Source organism: Streptosporangium sp. NPDC002607, from assembly GCF_053592655.1.
In genome coordinates, this window is record NZ_JBSFWD010000008.1 from 45,868 (window position 1) to 65,099 (window position 19,232).

Below are 19,232 nucleotides of genomic sequence, written 5' to 3' on the forward strand. Positions count from 1 at the left end.
GGGTCTCAGCGAAGTGCCTGGGTGACGCGTTGTCTCAGGGTGGGGTCGCTGATGCTGTCGGTCTCGCGCCAGGCGGCGGCGGTGATCTCTTCGGTCTGGAGCCGGCCGACGGCGTTGGCGGTATGGAAAAGGAAGCGGAAGTCGATGTGCCGGTGGTCCGGCTCGCCCTTGGCTGCGTTGGCGGGAATGGGGTGGATGTCGAGGTGGACGGGACGGTCACCGGCCGGGGTGACGGCGGCGGCGGGGATGCCGGTCTCCTCGGCGAGCTCGCGCAGGGCCGCATCCAGGAGGGTGGCGTCGGATGCCTCCAGATGACCGCCGGGCAGCAGCCACCGGTCCAGGGCGAGGTGGCGGATGTGCAGGATCCGCCCGTCGGGGTCGGCCAGAATCGCGCCGGCGGTCGCGTGGCCGCTTCGTCCTGATTTATGCCAATCTCTCAGAGAGGGTTTCGCGGTAGGACCCACAACCAATCGTCTTCGGACGCTGCGCTCGCTTCTTCTTGGCAGCCGGAGCCTCGTAGGGGTCCAGACCGTGCGCGGTCAGTCGCCACACTCCTGATCGAAGCTGGCTGGCCTCGCTGCACATCGCCGAGAGATTGCAGGCGATCAGCCCTTTGCGCTCCTCGATCCTCGACTCACCCGGCAGCAGGAAAACCGCGACCTTGGCCTTGAGATATGCCTCGTATTCGTGAGGACGCTCGAAGATACGGACGTCACAGGCGATCACCAGCCAACCTCGCTGCCCGACCAGAGGTAGCCAGCGCTCATCGGCGGCACCCAGCGCCTCGTCTCGCGAGCCGAACAGTTCCGCGGGAGTGTGCACCAGGTAACCCAGTCCGGCCAGCAGCTTACGGACACTGCGGCTGACGCTGTTCTCGTCGAGGTAGAACTCAGGCGGCGTGGCCCAGGAGGATGCGGGTGGCGGTTCTGACATCGCCGAGGGTGACTCCGAGCTCATCGGCGATCACCTCCGGCTCCTCGCCGGCCTTCATCATGGCCGCCACCTCGGACACCCGCGTACGCGTCTCCGCGAAGATCGGCTGTCCGAACGCCCGATGTGGATCGACCACCACATTCGACGGCAGACAGCTCCGCAGCCGCAGGCTGGCAGGAAATCCGTCCTCGGCGCGGACCACGTAGTCCAGGTAGTCGGTGACGATCTCCCGGATGACGTGCTGGCCCGTCCGGGCCTCGATGAGTCCCGCACCGGCCTCCGTCCGCGAGAAGTCCCACAGCACGTCGATGCCATCCGTCGCCAGTTCGGGAGCGAGAAGGACGTACTCGTGACCGAACTCCTGCTGAAGCCGCTGGAGTGCGGGCCTGATCCTGTTCGGCTTCACCCCGGCCCGTTTGAGCGCATCCAGCACATAGGCCTCGGCCATGGCGACGAACGGCACGGTCGCCTGCCGGGAGCCGCCGGAGGGAAGAACGTGCAGCAGCGGACGCCCCCGCTCGTAGCCTCTGGCCCAACGGTTGAAGGTCTGCTGCCGGATATCGAGGAAGCGTGCGGCGTCGCTCTGATTCAGCAGACCCGTCCGAGTACGGATGTCGTCCATGTCGCTCGCCTCCTCCCATTGTCGTTCCTGCTGTCATCATCGCCGATCGGCCTATCACCGGACAGGGGGCCTCGCCGCTTCCGCAAGCATTACGGTCGGCAGCAAGGAGATCATGATGGGGCGACCCGACTGGCGGAACCCGCCCACCGGTCGGTCGCGCCACAGTTTCGCGCGTGATCAGGCCGCGAGTCCGTGGTTCAGACGATCGCGGCCCTCGTGATCCAGCATGCTGTCGCCGTACGGCTCAAGCCGGTCAGCGACTCTTTTCAGGGCTCAGTGGCTTCTCGGGGCGATGGCGGGGATGCCAGGGTGCACCAGACGATTTTGCCGCCGGGGGTGGGGCGGTAGTAGCCCCAGTCGGTGGCGAGGAGGTCTACCAGGTGGAGGCCGCGGCCGTGTTCGTCGTCGGGGGTGGGGTCGCGGACGACCGGGGTGAGGGGGCTGGCGTCCCAGACGCGGAGTACGACGGTCTCGCCCATCCGGTAGAGGTCCATCCAGATCTGGTCCGGGTCGGCGTAGCGGATCGCCTTGGCGGCGTCGGGGCACGCGGCGTGCGCGGTGATGGCGTTGGAGACCAGTTCGGAGGCGATGAGCTGGGCGATCTCGATCAGGTCGTCCCGGTGCCAGCCCTCCAGTACGCGCCGGACGTGGACCCGGGCGTAGTAGGGCGAGGTCGGGAAGACGGAGAGTTTGAGGTACTGCGTGCTGCTGATGGCACCGGTCATTTCACCCGCTCCTGGTCAGTACGTCGGGCATAGGACCGGCACCGTTCGCAGCCGGGGACGCCGCTCTCCCCCACGGGGGACGGGGGCACGGTGCCGGTCCTACGGGAAGTACGGCCGGGGAGCGTCGCAGATGTATCGCCGGTCGTACCGCTGGGGCCGGACGGACACCCGATACAGGGTGGGCCGCCTCGGGAGGGAAGATTGTCCGCCCGGCCGTCTAGGGAAATCATGCGTTTCGCCTTCCAGCGGGGAGCCCGCCTGGAAGGCTTACGGAGAGAGCATGCACCATCACCATAAGTAAATGCAATGCAGGCTCTTACACTGCCCGCATAGTCCAGAGAGGCGCCAAAGATGCAGGAGAAGGATGAGTTGGGGGCAGTTACACCCCTGCCACGCACCAAGCGCCAACCGCCAACGGTGCGTCTGCGGCGTCTGGCAGCCGAACTGCGCCGCCTCCGCCAGGAGGCCGGACTCTCCCAGGCCGAGGTGACCGAGAAGACCGACGTCAACCTCGCTACGCTCCACCGGATCGAAACGGCCAAGACCAAGCCGCAACTCCGGACACTCAACGCCCTGCTCGACGCCTACGGCGTCACCGGCAGCCAGCGCACCGACCTGGTGACGCTGCAGAAAGAGGCCAAGCAGCGCGGGTGGTTGCATGGCCTCGAAGCAGACCTCCCCGACAAGTACAGCGCCTATATCGGCCTGGAGGCCGAGGCCCAACAGGCCATCAACTACGAGTCGCTGTTCATCCCCGGACTACTGCAGACCGAGGACTACATGCGGGCGATGATCCGTGGTGTCCGTCCGACCGTTACCGATGACGAAATCGAGGATCGTGTCGCTGCCCGGATGCAGCGACAGGCTCTCCTGGAGGGAGACACACCGCTTCACCTATGGGCGATTCTGGATCAGGCCGCCCTGTTCCGGGCGGTGGGCGGTGATCTCATCATGCGCGCTCAGCTCAAACATCTCGCTCAGCAAGCCAAACGCCCGCATATCACCGTCCAGGTCATCCCGTTCTCCGCTGGAGCCCACCCAGGTATGCCCGGCAGCTTCATCGTCTTGAAGTTCGCTGCGGACAACCCCGATGTGATTCACATCGACAGCATGGCCGGCGACCTTTTCCTTGAGGAAGAAACGGATATCCAGCGGTATAACGATATGTGTCAGCATCTTCGCGCGGTAGCGCTCAGCCCCGCCGACACAGCGGCGCTACTCGCATCTCTACACAGAGATCACTAGCGGAAGGAACCGAGATGCAACCAGATCTATCCGGTGCACGCTGGCGCAAGAGCAGCCTCAGCGCCGACGGCCCGAGCTGCGTCGAAATGGCGTTCGTCGGCAACGACGTCGCCGTCCGCGACACCAAGAACCGCGACGGCGGCACCCTCATCTTCCGCCGAAACGAGTGGACCACCTTCATCAACGGCATCAGGAACGGCCACTTCGACAACCTCACCTAACACTGAGGTTGAATGCATGATGTCGGGGTGGCGCTGATCGCTTCCGGTTCTTGGGGTATCACGGAGGTATACGGCACTCGCAGGCAGGGCTGAAGCGTTCTCGGCTGGTGAGACAAGCGTGAGTCGGACGAGGAGCGGCTGAGGACAGACAGCGAACGGTACCCCTGTTCTTGATCGGCTGGCTGAGACAGCCGATCAAGAACAGGGGTACCGTTCGCATGTCGTCATCCCCTACCGACGTGCTCACCCGCCACCGAGAGCGCGTCACCGACAACGTCCTCCTGAGCGAACTGGCCGCCCTGCCCACACCGGCCGAGGTCTTGGACACGGTTCCCGACCCGCGCAGCCGCCGGAGACGGCGCTATCAGCTGGCCCACTGCTGTCCTTAGCCCTAATCGCTGTACCGGGCGATGCGACCTGCCTGGCGAAAATCACCCGGTTCATCACCGGGAGCGATCCCGACTTGCGCGTCCGAGCCGGGCTGCCCGGCACGATCCGAATGGCCGCCAGCACCCGGGGACGACTGTCGTCCCGCCTGGACGGCGACGCCTTCGACACCGCGACCTGCGGTTATTTGACCGTCCTCACCACCGGTATTGCGCCCGGCGATGGCCGGCGACAGCCCCGACCGGCGCTCGTCAGCCTGGCCCTGGAAGGCAAGACGTCGCGCGGCAGCAACACCACCGATGTCGTGGTGCGTCTATTGGCCGCCACCCGCCACAACACCCAGGTCGTCCTCGCCCAGCGGCGGATCGAGGCCAGGAGCAACGAGATCCCCGCGTTCGCCCCCTTGCTGCCCGGCGTGGACCTGACCGGGGTGGTGGTCATCGCCGATGCGTTACACACCCAGCACGAGCACGCCCGCCAGATCATCACCGCCGACGGCCACTACCTGTTCATCGTCAAGGGCAAGCAGCCCACACTGCACCGCCGGCTCAAGGCCTGCCCTGGAGCGATGCGCTGCTCAACGACCGCACCAACGAACAGGGACACGGCCGCCGCGAGATCCGCCGTATGAAGATCCGCGCGGCCTGGCCGGGGCTGCCGTTCCCCCACGCCGTCCAAGCCATCCAGGCCAAACGCCAGCGCACCAACCGGACCGGTAGACCACGATCGTCACGATCTACGCCGTCACCAGCCTCCCGCCCAGCCCGACCACCCACGCCCGCATCGCCGCGCTGATCTGCGGCCACTGGAGCATCGAAGCCCTGCGCCGCGTCCGTGGCGTCACCTACCGCAAGGACACGTGCAGAGTCCGGACCGGCGCCGCCCCCCTGGATCATGGTGAGCCTCCACAACCTGGTCACCGGCCTGGCCCGTCTGATCGGCTGGACCAACATCGCCGCAGCCATTCTGCGGACGGACTCCAGTTACTCGGTCTCACAGCATGAGAACGCTTCAACCCTGAAGTATCCATGCTCGCCCAGAGGTCAGTGAGCGCGCGTAGAACCTCCTGTTCGCGCGGGTGGCTGCACTAAAGAACCACATCATGGCCCAGACTCCGCAAGGGACGACCTTCCTCACAACTTGCCAGGGGCATGTGCACCTATAAAGATAGTTCCACACGCCTTGATATGACTACACAGATTCAAACCCCTTTGTATAACTTTGTCACACTATGCCCTTTTTATGCCTTGAAAGTGGGATACATGCGAGTCATGATGCAGCCAGCCAGTTTGGCTACGCCTTCTGTCCGCCGCCACTACGAGGACACTATTCAGCACCCTGTCGACCTGGCTGCCCACAGCCATCTCCTTGGCTCGGACCTGGGGGTGTTGCATGCTCTTTACCCCTCAGGCGCGGCGCCGATGTGGGGTGTGACTCCAGGCAAGAAGAACGTGAACGTTGGCAAGTACAACAAGTTACGCCCTGGCGACTATGTGTTCTTCTACGGTCAGAAGCGGCTGTATCTCGGAGGCTTGGTCACGCATATCTTCCACAACCCGGCACTCGCCCACCAACTCTGGGGTACCGACGATAACGGGCAAACCTGGGAGTACATGTACACCCTTGATGACCTCAAAGGCTGCGATATTCCAATCACAGAAGTACGAGACTGCGTGGCCGCTATTGGACCCAACTTCTTCGTACAAAATCCATACATCGCGGAAGGCGAGGATGCGGACAACCTCATCGACCTTGCCCAGGCAGACGTCGGAGACGTGCCTGCAACCCTTGCAGCCGTGGATCCAGGTCCCGGATCGGAAAGCATACCCTTCAGCGGTCAGCTTGAGCGAGAGGTGTCTCGAGCTAGTCGCCGCGAGCAGACAAAGCTCAAACGCCTTCTACTACCCGGAACCACTGGGGTGTGTGCACTTTGCGGACGAACTTTCGAGCGACGGCTATTGGTGGCTGCCCACATTAAAAAGCGCGCGGCGTGCTCAGATCCGGAGCGACGAGACCTGGGTAACGTAGCTATGCTCAACTGCATTCTTGGCTGCGATGCCCTTTATGAGCATGGGTACGTCACGGTCGGTCCAGCCGGGGAGATCTGGATTAGCAATGCTGCGCTTAATGGACCTAGTATCAGTGAACATGTGCATCGCCACCTGAAGGGGCGCAACACAACTTGGTGGAACGACACCAGAGAGAAATATTTCGCGTGGCACCGAACTCACAGTTATAGAGGCAACCTGCCTGCGTAATGTAGAGGGACGTACCCAGGATGGCACCGGTCTGGGCGAGCCTGGACAGCTCGGGGTCGTGGAACATGGCCAGGCCGAAGTCCACACCTTGACGGTGCCGTCGGGGCAGACCATGAGGTTCGATGGCTTGAGGTCACGGTGGAAGACCCCCCATTCGTGCGCGGCGCACAGCATGGCGGCGACCTGGGCGGCGATCCTCACGGCCCAGCCGATGAAGAGGACCCCGTGCTCCCCCAGGATGTGGTCCATCGTGGCGCCCCCGACGAACTGCATCACCATGAACGGGCCGGGGCCCGACCTTCGGATCCTCGAAGACGCCGACATCGTGGATGGGCGGCGTACCCGGATGCTCCAGCTTGGCCATGATCCGTGCCTCGTGGAGGAACCGCTTCACCAGTTTCTCGTCGGGCTTGCCGTAGGGGAAGCGGAGCAGCTTGACGGCGACCCTGCGGTCGAGCTTCTGGTCATAGGCCCCGTAGACCTCGCCCATCCCGCCTTGTCCAAGAGGCAGAGCATCCAGCTCGTAGCGACCGTCGATGATCATCCGATCCGCCTCCAGCGGCCCACCCGAAGAGCTCTGTTACGCGGCAAAACTACACCGCTGTATCACCCTGACCGCCGAGATCCCGCCCCCGGGTCCTTTCCTGGTCTACCGAAATCCCGGAGACTGTACCGGGGTTGCTCGAACCCTGGTTTCCGCGGCTTGTAGCGTGCTGCCATGACGGAGCTTGAGGAACTGGCCGGCAGGTTGCGGCGGTTCGCGCATGAGCGGGAGTGGGAGCAGTTCCACACCCCGAAGAACCTGGCCATGGCCCTGGCCGGAGAGGTCGGGGAACTCCTCGCGGAGCTGCAGTGGCTCACCCCCGAGGAGTCCGCGCGGGCCACGGAGGACCCGGAGGCCGCCGGGCGCCTGCGCTCCGAACTCGCCGACGTCATGGTCTACCTGACCCGGCTCGCCGATGTGCTGAACGTCGATCTCGTCGAAGCCGCCCACGCCAAGCTCGACCAGAGCGAGAAGCGCTACGACGTGGAGGCTTACCGGGGATCGGCCAGGAAGGCGCCGCCGCTCGTCTGATTTTGTCGGATGATCGCGGTAATGTGCCGGGCGTAGTGATGCGGCCCGACGGGCTTCCGCCGATCGCCTGATCGCGGACACGCTCCCATACCGCACGAGTCTCTCGTGCTGCCTGGGGGTAGGTCCGTGACGGCATTTCGGCACTCCGCCGAAAGTCTGGCCAAGCTGGCGACCGACGGTTCGGTCCCCGAAAAACGACTCAGCGAGACCATCGCCGAACATCTCAGAAGAACGGTGCGCGTCAATCCCTCCGAGGCCGAGCGCAGGTCCTGGGATCGCAGCCTGCCCATCCTCGCCCGCGACCTGGTCGACGCCGGGCTGGGCGACGTCGAGATGATGATCGAGTACCAGCTCCCGCTGACCAGCAAGCGGGCCGATGTCGTGCTCGCGGGGGTGGACCGCCGCACCGGCGGTGACGCCTACCTGGTGGTGGAGCTGAAGCAGTGGAGCCGGGCCGAGCTCTTCGAGGAGGATCCGGACCTCGTGCTGGTCGAGGGTACTCCGGGCGGCCCCAAGCTGCACCCCGCACTCCAGGTGCGGGGCTACTGCGACTACCTCGCCGACTTCGTCGGCGCCCTGGAGGGCAGGGACGACGCGCTCAGGGGGGTGGCCTACCTGCACAACGCGGCCGACCTCGACATCCAGGATCTCTACACGCGGGAGCAGGACGAGCGGAGCCGCCTGTTCACCAAGACCCGGCGGGGCGCCTTCCTCACCTACCTGCGTGGCCAGTTCGCTCCCGAGTCCGGCGCGGACGCGGCCGACCGGCTGCTCACCAGTGCGGTGCGTCCCTCGAAGCAGCTGCTCAAGCTGGCCGCCCGGGAGATCAAGGACAGAGAGCAGTTCGTGCTGCTGGCGGAGCAGCGGCTCGCGTACGAGATCGTGCTGAACGCCGTGGACCGGGCTCGCCGGGCGGACTCGAAGGAGGTCGTCATCGTCACCGGCGGCCCGGGAAGCGGCAAGAGCGTCATCGCGCTCTCCCTGCTGGGTGAGCTGTCGAGACAGGGACGGGCGGTCCTGCACGCCACCGGGTCGCGGTCGTTCACCGAGACGCTGCGCAAGGTCCCGGGCAAGGGCTCCTCGAAGGTGAGGAACCTCTTCAAATACTTCAACAGCTTCATGACCGCCGAGCAGAACGGTCTTGAGGTTCTCATCTGCGACGAGTCCCACCGTCTCCGCGAGACCTCACAGAACCGCTACACGCCCGCGCGGCTGCGCAGCGACCGCCGTCAGGTCGACGAGCTGATCGACGCCGCCCGCGTTCCCGTCTTCCTGCTGGACGAGCACCAGGTCGTGCGGCCCGGCGAGATGGGCACCACAGCCGAGATCAGAGAGCACGCCGAGGCCCGGGGCCTCCGCGTTCACGAGATCTCGCTCGACGGGCAGTTCCGCTGCGGAGGCAGCCGCGCCTACGAGGAGTGGGTGCTGCACCTCCTCGGCCTGCGGGGCGACGGCCCCGTTCCGTGGTCGGGAGACGACCACTTCGCGGTGTCTCCGGCGGAGTCGCCACAGGAGCTCGAGGCCCTGCTGCGTTCGAAACTGGACGAGGGCTACTCGGCGCGGATGACCGCCGGCTTCTGCTGGCCGTGGAGCGCCCCGCAGAGCGACGACACCCTCGTTCACGACGTCCGGATCGGCGACTGGTCCCGTCCGTGGAATGTCAAAGGTGACAGGGCCGTGGGCAGCGCGCCCGCGAGCGCGCTGTGGGCGACCCTGGACGGAGGGTTCGAGCAAGTCGGCTGTGTCTACACCGCGCAGGGATTCGAGTACGACTGGAACGGTGTGATCATCGGACCCGATCTCGTCGTCCGGGACGGCAGGTTCCACCCGAGGAGAGCGTTCAGCAAGGACCCCTCGCTCACCCGGGGAACCACCGACGAGCAGGCGGATCGACTGATCCGCAACACCTACAAGGTGCTCCTGACCCGAGGGATGATCGGCACGTTCGTCTACTCCACGGACCCGGAAACCCAGGAGTTCCTCTCCCGCCTCACCTCCTGATGGCTATGTCCTAGACGTCCGGTTCAACCCAGGCTCTCGACGTGCGGCTGGAGTACTGGGGTTCCGGCGGAGGGTTTCCAAAAAACCGTGGTCGATCGTCTCGATGCCGGGTACATTCGCGGAGTCGCGAAAGCGAGCACGGGCTTACCCGGGGCTTCCCGCCCCCGAGGGCGCGGTCTTCGGACCGCGCCCTCTTTACTTTCCCCGCGCGCCGAGTTCACCGCGCTCTCCTGCCGGATCCGCGAGGTGAGGGGCGACGAACTCGTCGCCGTCGAACACGGCGGCCAGGCCGCGCTCGTGCTCGTAGAACGAACCGACCCGTCTCTTGATCCAGCGACCAGGGCAATCGTCCTGGCCGCCTGAACCTGCCCGCACCGGGGTGCGGCAACACCCGCACTCCGGGATATCTGCCGCACCTTGGGAGCGACCCCATCAGATCTAAACGAGATACATCAATTGGTGATGATACACGCATATGTGACAGTCACAAGATTTAACCTTGTGTATCATATTCACAACATGATTCACTGGCGTCGCACAATCGCCCCCACCCCCGGAAAGCGAGCCCCGCCATGCACGGAAACCCGCAACATCCGCAGTACGGCTACCCCCAGCCCCCTCCGCAGACCGTGATCGTGCAACGGAGGGGAGGCGGCTGCCTGCGCGCGTTCCTCATCGGCGCCGCCGTACTGGCCGGCCTGGTGGTGATCGGCGGGCTCCTCGGCGGAGGCGACAAGGACGGCGGGGACCCAGCGAGTTCGGCCGACACCACGGTCGCCGAGGCCGCCCCGGCGGAGAAGAAGAGCAAGCCGGCGGGACTCGGTGACACCGTCAAGGACGGCAAGTTCGCCTTCAAGGTCACCAAGGTCGAGAAGGGCGTCGCGCGGGTCGGCGACGAGTACGTCGGATCCGATGCCCAGGGGCAGTACATCCTGGTGCACGTCACCGTGAAGAACATCGGTGACGAGTCCCAGCTGTTCAGCGGCTCCTCGCAGAAGCTCATCGACACCAAGGGCAGGCAGTACGACCCCGACTCCGGCGCCGCCGCCCTCGGGCTGAAGAATTCCAACGCCTTCCTCAACACCATCAACCCCGGCAACGCGGTCAACGGGATCCTGCTCTTCGACGTCCCGAAGAACTTCAGGATCAAGGCGATCGAACTACACGACTCCCCCTTCTCCGGCGGTGTCACCGTCGCCCTGAACGACTGACCACGCGCCCCCTTTCGGACCGAACCACCGGTAAGATCCGGATCCGGCTATCCCCAACGGGCGCCCGATGCCCAACCTCTGGCAAGAGGAGTCCCATGTTGGTCGCGCAGCGCTACGAGCTACGGCAGCCGATCGGCCGGGGCGGCATGGGAGAGATCTGGGAGGGCGTCGACACCCACCTGAACCGCAAGGTGGCCGTCAAACGTGTCCGGCGCGACCGGCTCACCGAGGAGACCGTCCGGCGATTCAGGCGCGAGGCCCGGATCATGGCCTTGCTCCGCCATCCCGGGGTGCCCGCCGTCCACGACTTCGGGCAGGACGACTACGGGTTCTTCCTGGTGATGGAGTTCGTCGACGGCTGGCCCGTCACGCACGTGCTCGACGCGCACGAGAGCCTCCCCGTCTCCTGGGCCGCGCTGATCGGCGCGCAACTCTGTGCCGTGCTGTCGGCGGCGCATGCTCGCTCGCTCGTGCATCGGGATCTGAAGCCGGGCAATCTCATGCTCTGCCGCGACGCGACCCTCGTCGTGCTGGATTTCGGAGTCGCGACGGTTCAGGGTTCACCTGACTTCTCAGTGATCACCGGAACGATGGGGGCGCCGGGCACCGAGCTGTACATGGCTCCCGAGCAGTTCCACGAGGGCAGGACCAGCGCGCTGACCGACCTGTACTCGGTGGGCTGCGTCCTCTACGAGATGCTCACCGGTCGGCGTGCCTTCCAGCCGGTGGGCTTCGTCACCGAGATGGGCGGACATTTCAGCCGCCCCTCGGCGCCGCTGGGAGCCGCGGTGCCCAAGGAGCTCGACGCGCTGGTGACGGCCCTGCTGGAGCGGGAACCCGGCCGACGTCCGCAACGCGCCGACGAGGTCTTTCACCGCCTCCTGCCGTTCGTACGGGACCTGCCTCCGCTGCCCGGCGTGGTCGATCGGGTGATGAGGCCAATCCACCTGTATGCCGGAGCGCTGTCCCGGGTCAGCTGGTGACCCGCATCATCACCTCGGCGGCCGTCGGCCGGCCACCCGGGTCCTTGGCGAGGCAGGCGGCCAGCGGAGCCTGGAGCGCTGCCAGCAGCACGGACAGATCCGGATGACCCGCCAGCGCCGCCGCCGTCCCGATGGCCAGTCGGGTCAGGCTGTCACCGCCCCTCGGCCCTTCCTCTCTGACCAGCCGTTCCAGTGACGGGCCGGGCACGTACTCGCTGATGATGTAGGCCACGTCCCCGACGACGCCGACGTCGATCACCCTGGCCGTGGCGAAGGGGCGCACCCGCCGGGCCATGGCGGCCTCCCTGATGAAGCTCTCGCGTTCGGCCGCACCGCCGATGATCCGGCTGTGCAGCACCTTGACCGCCACCGGCTGCCCGCCAGGACCGTACGCGAGATAGACCGCGCCCTGGCCTCCTTCGCCGATCTTCTGGTCCAGCCGGTACGGCCCGATGCTGTCGAAGGGACGAGAGCCGGACGCGGTGTCCGCCGGGTACCACGGAGACGGGGAGGACGGCGGGGTCGGGGTCGCCTGGTAAGGCTGAGGCGTGGATGCTTGATAAGGCCGGGGTGCTGGTGGCGGACCGTCGCCATCTCGGAAGGCCCGAGTTCCAGGGTGAGGCGCGGGTGCGTGGTAAGGCCCGGTCGGGGGCATCGGAGTCCGGTGGTGGTGCGGCGGCACGGGGGTGTACCGCCAGGTCCCCGAAGGGAAGTGAACCGTCGGCCGAGTCCGGAAGACGGATGATCGAAGAATGAACGCGTGCACCGTTGCGCCCAGCCAGTTCACAAGGATGAAGACCCCCACGATCACGTCGACCTCCGGCTCCTTGGTCGTGGGGTCATTGTCGCTATAAATTCCGGAAATGATGACGAACGCAAGCAGGAGAATGCTGTAGATACCGGTCGCGAATCCGGCGATTCGGCTTTTCAGCCGCACCGCTGCGTGTCCGATGATGAGGGGGGTCGCGAATCCGGCGGTGCCCAGTGGGACCAGCGCCCAGACCACGCTGAGCGGGAGGTTCCACCAGGGAGGCTTGCCGGGAACGCGCCCGTCGGCGCCGTAGTGATGGTGGAAGGCAGGACCACCGGCTGGGAACACAGCGCACATGATACGGACCCACCACTGCCGACGGGGCGGGGCAGACGACGCCCCAGGCGACCGCCGGTGCGATCCGGCGGTCGCGGCGGGTCGTCGCGGCCGGTGACTCCGCACGGCTCGAACCGGTCGTCACCTTGCCGTTCACCCCGCATTCCACACGTGACCCGATCGACCCGGGATGATTATCCACAGTGCTGAGCCAGATATAGCCGATGACCTGAAACGACCTGATAAGTACGGAAAACAGGTGAGAGCGGTCAGACGGAGCCGATGGCCCGAAACCGCAGCGGACGAGCGTTTCGCTCCAAACCAGGAAATCGGCGTCCGTACCGCGCGGAGCCGCGGAGTCATCTCATTACGGGAACGATCCATTCCTTCACGACCCGGCCACCACTAAAATCTCGTCCACTCGGAATCGTTCCTCCGAAGAGAAGCCCTGCTCGCGCCCGACCTCTGACGTCGCTCGTATCCCCAGGTGCCCATCACCTCGCCTCACCCCCACGACTCGAAGGAGAAGGGAAGCACGTGAGCGTGCAGCAGTCCCGGGCCCGCGATCCCCAGCTGATCGACTCCAGCACGCGCCTGGTGGAGTTTCTCCGCCACCTCGCGTCGGCCCGCCGGGCCCCGATCCGGGATCTCCGCCACCACAGTCAGGTGCTCTGGCTGGCAGACCTGCCGAACGAGGTCAAGCCGGATCGCGAGGCCGGGCTGGGCGAGGTCTTCCTCTCCGTCGATCCCGTCCGGAGCGCGCCACACCCGGCTCCCCCGGACAGGCTCGACGGCTGGCTGCGCCACGAGGAGCTCATCGACGCCGAACTGGACGCTCCGGAGCTGTCCGAGACCGGTCCACGCCGCATCGAGGAAACGGACGAGAACGGGCAGACGACGTCCCGCCGGGAGACCCGGCAGGACCGGCCCGAGGTGGTCAGGGCCTATGGCGACTGGCTGCCTTCCTGGCAGGCCTGGGCGGAGGCGGAACGGGAGCGGCAACGGCAGCAGCACTGGTACCGCGACCTCTACTCGATCTCCAACCAACTGGACCAGGTCGAGGACCAGTTGGAACTGGTGCTGGCGACCGGCCTGCTCTCCTGGGAGGTGCCTGGCGGCCCGCGCGTCCGTAACCATCTACTCGCCACCCGCCTCCATCTCCGGGTCGACCGGCACACCCAGCGGGTGGACGTCCTGCTGGGCGAGACGGCGACCGTACTTCAGGACCGTGAACTGCTGGCCGACCTGGATGGGTTCGCCCCGCAGCGGACCGACCACCTCCGCCGGCGTGTCCGGGAGGGCGAAGGCGTCGGCCTGCGGGATTCGATGGCAGAGATCCTGGAGTCCTGGTGTGACCGGGGCCTGGACACCAACCCCGGCCCTCGATACCGGCACGACTGGTCTCCGGGCGACATGTCCGCCAGAGACGCCGAGGTACGGCCGGCGCCCGCGCTCGTGCTCCGGAAACGGGACCACGGTTCCCTGATCTCCTACTACGACCAGATGATCTCCACGCTGACCGGACCGGCACCCCAGACGCCCCTTGGGCTGGCGCAACTCGTCAGCCCTCTCGAACCGGCGGAGCGGATGGCCTTCATACGGGACGGAGGGACCGCCTCAGCGGATACTCTCGGCCAGGATCCGCTCTTCCCGCTGCCCGCCAACCCCGAGCAACGCACGATCATGACTCGGCTGCGCTCGGACAACGGCGTCGTCGTACAGGGTCCACCGGGAACCGGGAAGACCCACAGCATCGCCAACCTGCTGTCGGCGTTGCTCGCGCAGGGACAGCGAGTGCTGGTCACCAGCCAGAAGGCGCAGGCGCTGCGCGTCCTGCGGGATAAACTCCCGCAGGAGATCGCCGCGCTCTGCGTCTCCATGACCGACATCGGCCGTGGCGGCTCCGCGGAACTCGAAGGCGGCGTCAAGGCGCTGTCGAGCCGTTTCTCCTCCTTCGACCCGGCCCGGCAGGCCAGGGCCATCACCGAGAAGCGGCACCAACTCGACTCCGCCCGTCGTGCGACCGTCGAACTGACCGAGAAGATCCGGGCGCTGCGCGAGTCCGAGACCTACCAGCACGCCGAGATCGCGGCCGGCTACTCCGGCACTCTCGCCTCCGTGATCCGGCGCCTGCGGCAGGAGGAGCCGGAGTGCTGCTGGATCCCGACCCCTCTTCCCGCCTCGGCACGCCCCGTACCGCCGATCTCGACCGGTGAAGCCGCGGAACTCATCACCCTGCTCGCCGGAGAGACCCCCAGGCGCAGGGCGAGGCTCTACCAGCGCCTCCCCGACGTGGCCGCACTGCCCGGCACTGAGACGCTCAAGGCCCTGATCGCGGCGGAGAGCAGCGCGCACAGTATGGCCCGGCACGCCCAGACGGGCATCTCCGCGCGCCTTGAACACCTCGGTCTCGATCTGCTCTCCCGGCTTGAGGCGGTGGCGACCGATGTCACCCTCCGGCTGCGACAGCTCGGCATGCCCGAGGAGCCGTCGGCCTGGGATCCAGCCGACTGGACGGTCCGTGCGCTGGACGATGGATTCGGCGGCCGCGAGACCGCCGTGTGGGACCAGCTGGCGGCGCACACCCACCGTCTTGACGCGGCCCGGGACGCGATCAGCCGCATCGGCTTCCGCGAAATCCGGTACCCGTCGCTGGACGCGCCGGGCGCGGCGGGTTCGTACCTCCAGTCCGTTCAGGCATTGCGCGACTACCTCGCCGCGGGCAACCACCTCAAACGCGGCCTGTTCAAGCCCGCCGTGCAGAAGCAGGCCGAGCCGTGGCTGGCCGGCACATCGGTCGACGGAATCACACCGTCCAACGCGGAACTGCTCTCACTGGTCATCGCCGAATTCGAAGGCCGGGCCGCCGTCGGAGAACTCCTGCGCGGCTGGCGGCTGGTCGGAGTGGAGTTCCCGCGAGACCAGCCCCTGCAGCGTACGGTCGCACAGCTCGCCGATGCCTTCGACCGGCTCGATCAGGTGCGTCAGGTCGTGTCGGCGGTGACGGAGACGGCCCGGCTGCTCGCCTCGACCGGCGCGTACGTCGCCCTCGGCACTCCCGCGCAGTGGGCGTCGTACGTGGCGGCTCTGCACGCCGTGCGGCTCCAGGTCGAAGCCGAACAGGCCACCTCGGAACTCCAGGCCCTGTACGAGAGGATCCAGCGGGAATCCCAGCTCGGCCCTCCGCCCCCGGAGCTGCTGGAGGCCGGACACGCGGTGAAATCACGTGACGACATCACCTATCAGCTCTGTCTCGGCCTGCTTGCCGACGCGCACCGAGAGCAGGCCGAACAACGACGCTGCGACGAGCTCGCCGGCCGGGTCCGCGACGCGCACCCGGCACTGCTCGGCCTGCTCACCGAAGCTGGAACCTGGCAACCGCACTTCTCCACCTGGGGCCGCGCCTGGGCATGGGCCAAGGCACGGACGTTCTTCACCGAGCAGCGCCGGCCGGGCCTCGAACAGCAGCTGGAGTCCGACCTCGAAGCCGCGACCGCCCGGGAGATGCGCCTGACCGCGGAACTCGCCGCCGAACAGGCCTGGCAGGCGGCGCTGAGCCGGATGAACTCCCGCCAGACGACGGCGCTGCGGGCCTACCAGGATCACATCGGCAAACTGGGCAAGGGCACCGGACGGTACGCCGACAGGTTCCAGTCCCGCGCACGCGAGGCCATGCACGACGCGCGCGACGCCGTCCCCGCCTGGATCATGCCCATCCAGCAGGTGCTGGAGACGATCCCGCCGACCCGCGACTCCTTTGACGTCATCATCGTCGACGAGGCCAGCCAGGCCGGTATCGAGGCGCTCTTCCTGCTCTGGCTCGCGCCTCGGGTCATCGTCGTCGGCGATGACAAGCAGTGTGCGCCCTCGACCGTGACCCACGGCGAGCTGGAGCCGATCTTCGCGAAGCTGGCGACCTATCTCCCGGACATGCCCGCCTACCTCCGGGACGCGTTCACCCCCAAGTCCAGCCTCTTCGACCTGCTGGCGACGAGATTCGGCACGGTTCTGCGGCTCAAGGAGCACTTCCGCTGCATGCCGGAGATCATCGACTTCTCCTCCCGGCAGTTCTACGCGGACGAGCCGCTGGTACCGCTCCGGCAGTTCGGCGCCGATCGGCTGCCGCCGCTACGGGTGGTGCGCGTCACCGGCGCGCTGAGCGAGGGAACGGCGACCCGGCTCCGTAACGTCGCGGAGGCCGAGGCGATCGTGGATCGGATTCTCACCTGCGCGGAGGATCCGGCGTACCACGACAAGACCTTCGGCGTCGTGGTCCTGCAGGGCACCTGGCAGACCCAGCTGATCCACAACATGCTGCTCGATCGGCTGGACACCAAGGAGTGGGAGCACCGGCGCCTGCGGGTCGGCACACCCCCCGACTTCCAGGGCGACGAACGTGACGTGATGTTCCTGTCCATGGTGATCGCCGAGAGGCGTTCGGCGGTGACGAGCACCGAGTGGCAGCGCAGGTTCAACGTGGCCGCCTCCCGGGCCAAGGACCAGATGTGGCTCTTCCACTCCGTCAGCCTCGACCTGCTCTCCCCGATGTGCCTGCGCCGATCGCTCCTCGGCTACATGCTGAACCCGCCGACGACACCGCTCAGCAGCTCGTTGAGCGATGTGACCCCCGACAGCCGTCATCCGGAGTTCGACTCGCTCTTCGAGCAGCGGGTGTTCCTCCGTATCCAGGAGCGCGGGTACAACGTCGTTCCCCAGGTGGAGGTCAACGGCCGCCGGATCGACCTCGTGGTGAGCGGGGCCGAGGGGCGACTCGCGGTCGAATGCGACGGCGACTTCTGGCACGGCACCCCCGAACAACGCGAGGCTGACCTCGACCGGGAGCGCGAGCTCAAGCGCGCGGGGTGGCGGTTCTGGCGCATCCGCGAGAGCGAGTTCTACTTCGATCCGGCGACGGCCATGGAGTCGCTCTGGGCCGAACTCGACCGCCGAGGCATCTCACCGGGCACGACCGTCGACGAGGGGAACGGCTTGCCACTGTCCTGGAGCGCCCTGGCCCTGTCGGAGAAAATCGGCTGGGACGGGCTTGAAGACGGAGACTTCAATGAGATGGACGAATCACCGATCAGGATGGTGACGGCGGCCCGTCTCGGTAGCCCCTCCTCAACCGGGGTGCCCACCGCGCAGATACGCACCTGGGCCCGCAACCAGGGGTACTCCATCGGCGACCGCGGCCGCCTTCCCGTAGAGGTGATCGAGGCATACCGGCAGTCGATGAACCCGGAACGGGCTTTCCCCGTTTCAGAACATGGCTGACACTGAACGCATGTCGAGACGCACACTGGTCTGGTTGGGCGTGACTGGGGTGCTACGAGGGTCCCGGACAGATCCGGATGATGAGGGAAGATCTCCCGGTAGACGAGGGGTGTGGAACCGGCGTCGAAGAATATGGCCGCGGCCCATTTGCTCTGCGCGTTGGGCGAGTCCAGGTCGCGTTGGCCACCGTGCTGATCGGATTGGCGGCTTCGTGTTCCATTGCAGCAACCGCGTTTTCAGCCTGGCCACAAGGCGAGCGTCCTAGGGCAGGCCTCGGCGTCCGGGTCTGGGCCGGCGTCCTGCCCGCGGCGCCGGATACCCCGGAAAGCCGGGTCAGACGGCGCTGGTTCGCGCCGCGGTGACCGCCATCGTGGTGTAGGGCATCGTGAAGCCGCCCCCGATCGCGTCGATGGCGGCCCCGACGCCTGCCAGCACTTCGGCCAGCTTGTCCGCCGGGAGCCGGGTGAGGCCACCGGTCGTGGGCAGCAGATCCAGCCATTCATCGCGGCTGTAGAACCGCTCCCAGTCGAATCGCCACTGCTCCGGGTCGCCGAACTCATCCGCCTTTCGGATTCCGTCGGCGAACATGGTGAACATCGCCTGGTAGATGTCCTGGGTCTGCTTCGGCGGTTGGCCGTTGAACGGCGAGTCGGGCACCACCCGCCGATAGACCGTCGTGAAGGCTTCAGCGATGGCGGGCGGAGGCTCGAAGACATGCGCGAACACCGCCAGCCGGCCGCCGGGCCGCAGGACCTGGGCCGCCTTCACGGCGCCCGCGACCGGGTCCACCCAGTGCCAGGCCTGGCCCGCGATGACCGCGTCGAACGTTCGGCCGGCCGGATCCCAGGCCTCGAACGTCGCCACCTGCACCTCGACCCCGCTGCGCCGCGCGAACTCGGCCATTCGCTCATCGGGGTCGACGCCCAGCACCGTGCAGCCGGCCGCCTGGAACTGCCGGGCCTCTATGCCGGTGCCGCAGCCGACGTCCAGGACGTCAGGCCCGGGGCCGGCGGCGACGATCCGCTCCACGAGGGCGTCGGGATAGCGGGGTCGGGCCCGGTCGTAGCGTTCGGCGTCCGCCCCGAACGACTCCGCCACCTGTCTGGCCTTGTGCGGCTCATTCTCGGAAGGGTGCGATTGTCCCTGCGGTATAGTGGGCATGCGCCCACCATAGTGGGCACATGCCCACTCGCCAACAGGGTAGCGATTC

At 66.7% G+C, this 19,232-nt stretch carries 17 protein-coding genes; 9 read left to right on the forward strand and 8 right to left on the reverse strand.

Annotation, left to right across the window (positions count from 1 at the left end; genetic code table 11):
- Window positions 1-5 precede the first annotated feature (5 nt).
- The 4 genes from ACWD3H_RS11715 to ACWD3H_RS11730 all read right to left on the reverse strand — a co-directional run bounded on the left by ACWD3H_RS11715 (window position 6) and on the right by ACWD3H_RS11730 (window position 2,280).
- A complete protein-coding gene (locus ACWD3H_RS11715; RefSeq protein WP_451954900.1) occupies window positions 6-464 on the reverse strand; it encodes an NUDIX hydrolase in 459 nt (152 codons plus the stop codon).
- Entirely contained in the window at window positions 424-933 is a 510-nt protein-coding gene (locus ACWD3H_RS11720) for a PIN-like domain-containing protein (protein WP_451954901.1), read from the reverse strand. The genes ACWD3H_RS11715 and ACWD3H_RS11720 overlap by 41 nt, the downstream gene beginning before the upstream one ends.
- On the reverse strand, window positions 890-1,555 hold the full coding sequence (locus ACWD3H_RS11725; protein WP_451954902.1) for a DUF433 domain-containing protein: 666 nt from the start codon (window positions 1,553-1,555) through the stop codon (window positions 890-892). Before ACWD3H_RS11725 ends, ACWD3H_RS11720 begins: the two co-directional genes overlap by 44 nt.
- A 266-nt stretch (window positions 1,556-1,821) precedes the next feature.
- A complete protein-coding gene (locus tag ACWD3H_RS11730) occupies window positions 1,822-2,280 on the reverse strand; it encodes an ATP-binding protein (RefSeq protein WP_451954903.1) in 459 nt (152 codons plus the stop codon).
- A 351-nt stretch (window positions 2,281-2,631) separates the two neighbouring features.
- Here ACWD3H_RS11730 and ACWD3H_RS11735 point away from each other — a divergent pair, with 351 nt between their 5' ends.
- The 4 genes from ACWD3H_RS11735 (at window position 2,632) to ACWD3H_RS11750 (ending at window position 4,764) form a co-directional block, all read left to right on the forward strand.
- The gene (locus tag ACWD3H_RS11735; RefSeq protein ID WP_451954904.1) at window positions 2,632-3,525 is read left to right on the forward strand and encodes a helix-turn-helix domain-containing protein; all 894 of its coding nucleotides are present in this window, start codon (window positions 2,632-2,634) and stop codon (window positions 3,523-3,525) included.
- A 14-nt stretch (window positions 3,526-3,539) separates the two neighbouring features.
- A complete protein-coding gene (locus tag ACWD3H_RS11740; RefSeq protein WP_451954905.1) occupies window positions 3,540-3,746 on the forward strand; it encodes a DUF397 domain-containing protein in 207 nt (68 codons plus the stop codon).
- Window positions 3,747-3,964: 218 nt separating this feature from the next.
- Window positions 3,965-4,135 (forward strand): hypothetical protein, encoded by a 171-nt coding sequence (locus tag ACWD3H_RS11745; RefSeq protein WP_451954906.1) that lies wholly within the window; start codon window positions 3,965-3,967, stop codon window positions 4,133-4,135.
- 74 nt (window positions 4,136-4,209) lie between these two features.
- Window positions 4,210-4,764, forward strand: a complete 555-nt coding sequence (locus ACWD3H_RS11750; RefSeq protein ID WP_451954907.1) for an ISAs1 family transposase — start codon at window positions 4,210-4,212, stop codon at window positions 4,762-4,764.
- A gap of 1,363 nt (window positions 4,765-6,127) precedes the next feature.
- Here ACWD3H_RS11750 and ACWD3H_RS11755 read toward each other — a convergent pair.
- Both ACWD3H_RS11755 and ACWD3H_RS11760 read right to left on the reverse strand, forming a co-directional pair.
- A complete protein-coding gene (locus tag ACWD3H_RS11755; RefSeq protein ID WP_451955065.1) occupies window positions 6,128-6,640 on the reverse strand; it encodes a hypothetical protein in 513 nt (170 codons plus the stop codon).
- Window positions 6,525-6,935 (reverse strand): hypothetical protein, encoded by a 411-nt coding sequence (locus ACWD3H_RS11760; RefSeq protein ID WP_451955071.1) that lies wholly within the window; start codon window positions 6,933-6,935, stop codon window positions 6,525-6,527. Before ACWD3H_RS11760 ends, ACWD3H_RS11755 begins: the two co-directional genes overlap by 116 nt.
- 174 nt (window positions 6,936-7,109) lie before the next feature.
- Between ACWD3H_RS11760 and ACWD3H_RS11765 the strand changes: the two genes are divergently transcribed.
- The 4 genes from ACWD3H_RS11765 to ACWD3H_RS11780 all read left to right on the forward strand — a co-directional run bounded on the left by ACWD3H_RS11765 (window position 7,110) and on the right by ACWD3H_RS11780 (window position 11,661).
- Window positions 7,110-7,466: a nucleotide pyrophosphohydrolase gene (locus ACWD3H_RS11765; protein WP_451954908.1), complete on the forward strand. Its 357-nt coding sequence runs from the start codon at window positions 7,110-7,112 to the stop codon at window positions 7,464-7,466.
- A 126-nt stretch (window positions 7,467-7,592) separates the two neighbouring features.
- Window positions 7,593-9,467 (forward strand): DNA/RNA helicase domain-containing protein, encoded by a 1,875-nt coding sequence (locus ACWD3H_RS11770; protein WP_451954909.1) that lies wholly within the window; start codon window positions 7,593-7,595, stop codon window positions 9,465-9,467.
- A 572-nt stretch (window positions 9,468-10,039) separates the two neighbouring features.
- A complete protein-coding gene (locus ACWD3H_RS11775) occupies window positions 10,040-10,678 on the forward strand; it encodes a DUF4352 domain-containing protein (RefSeq protein WP_451954910.1) in 639 nt (212 codons plus the stop codon).
- A 95-nt stretch (window positions 10,679-10,773) separates the two neighbouring features.
- Window positions 10,774-11,661 carry a serine/threonine-protein kinase gene (locus tag ACWD3H_RS11780; protein ID WP_451954911.1) on the forward strand — a complete coding sequence of 296 codons (888 nt, stop codon included), beginning with the start codon at window positions 10,774-10,776 and terminating at the stop codon, window positions 11,659-11,661.
- On the opposite strand, the gene ACWD3H_RS11785 is transcribed toward ACWD3H_RS11780, so the two are convergent.
- Complete coding sequence (locus ACWD3H_RS11785) at window positions 11,651-12,769, reverse strand: protein kinase domain-containing protein (protein WP_451954912.1); 1,119 nt, start codon at window positions 12,767-12,769, stop codon at window positions 11,651-11,653. The genes ACWD3H_RS11780 and ACWD3H_RS11785 overlap by 11 nt on opposite strands.
- A gap of 516 nt (window positions 12,770-13,285) precedes the next feature.
- On the opposite strand from ACWD3H_RS11785, the gene ACWD3H_RS11790 reads away from it, so the two are divergent.
- Entirely contained in the window at window positions 13,286-18,022 is a 4,737-nt protein-coding gene (locus ACWD3H_RS11790; protein WP_451954913.1) for an AAA domain-containing protein, read from the forward strand.
- A gap of 333 nt (window positions 18,023-18,355) precedes the next feature.
- On the opposite strand, the gene ACWD3H_RS11795 is transcribed toward ACWD3H_RS11790, so the two are convergent.
- Window positions 18,356-19,183 (reverse strand): class I SAM-dependent methyltransferase, encoded by an 828-nt coding sequence (locus ACWD3H_RS11795; RefSeq protein ID WP_451954914.1) that lies wholly within the window; start codon window positions 19,181-19,183, stop codon window positions 18,356-18,358.
- Window positions 19,184-19,232 lie beyond the last annotated feature (49 nt).

Excerpts from the sequence above, each read along its gene's own strand:
- ACWD3H_RS11780 (WP_451954911.1), top strand. The coding sequence starts at position 10,774 with ATGTTGGTCGCGCAGCGCTACGAGCTACGGCAGCCGATCGGCCGGGGC.
- ACWD3H_RS11735 (WP_451954904.1), top strand. The coding sequence starts at position 2,632 with ATGCAGGAGAAGGATGAGTTGGGGGCAGTTACACCCCTGCCACGCACC.
- ACWD3H_RS11740 (WP_451954905.1), top strand. The coding sequence starts at position 3,540 with ATGCAACCAGATCTATCCGGTGCACGCTGGCGCAAGAGCAGCCTCAGC.
- ACWD3H_RS11795 (WP_451954914.1), bottom strand. The coding sequence starts at position 19,183 with ATGCCCACTATACCGCAGGGACAATCGCACCCTTCCGAGAATGAGCCG.
- ACWD3H_RS11760 (WP_451955071.1), bottom strand. The coding sequence starts at position 6,935 with ATGATCATCGACGGTCGCTACGAGCTGGATGCTCTGCCTCTTGGACAA.
- ACWD3H_RS11775 (WP_451954910.1), top strand. The coding sequence starts at position 10,040 with ATGCACGGAAACCCGCAACATCCGCAGTACGGCTACCCCCAGCCCCCT.
- ACWD3H_RS11720 (WP_451954901.1), bottom strand. The coding sequence starts at position 933 with ATGTCAGAACCGCCACCCGCATCCTCCTGGGCCACGCCGCCTGAGTTC.
- ACWD3H_RS11785 (WP_451954912.1), bottom strand. The coding sequence starts at position 12,769 with ATGTGCGCTGTGTTCCCAGCCGGTGGTCCTGCCTTCCACCATCACTAC.
- ACWD3H_RS11755 (WP_451955065.1), bottom strand. The coding sequence starts at position 6,640 with ATGGACCACATCCTGGGGGAGCACGGGGTCCTCTTCATCGGCTGGGCC.
- ACWD3H_RS11745 (WP_451954906.1), top strand. The coding sequence starts at position 3,965 with ATGTCGTCATCCCCTACCGACGTGCTCACCCGCCACCGAGAGCGCGTC.
- ACWD3H_RS11725 (WP_451954902.1), bottom strand. The coding sequence starts at position 1,555 with ATGGACGACATCCGTACTCGGACGGGTCTGCTGAATCAGAGCGACGCC.
- ACWD3H_RS11765 (WP_451954908.1), top strand. The coding sequence starts at position 7,110 with ATGACGGAGCTTGAGGAACTGGCCGGCAGGTTGCGGCGGTTCGCGCAT.
- ACWD3H_RS11730 (WP_451954903.1), bottom strand. The coding sequence starts at position 2,280 with ATGACCGGTGCCATCAGCAGCACGCAGTACCTCAAACTCTCCGTCTTC.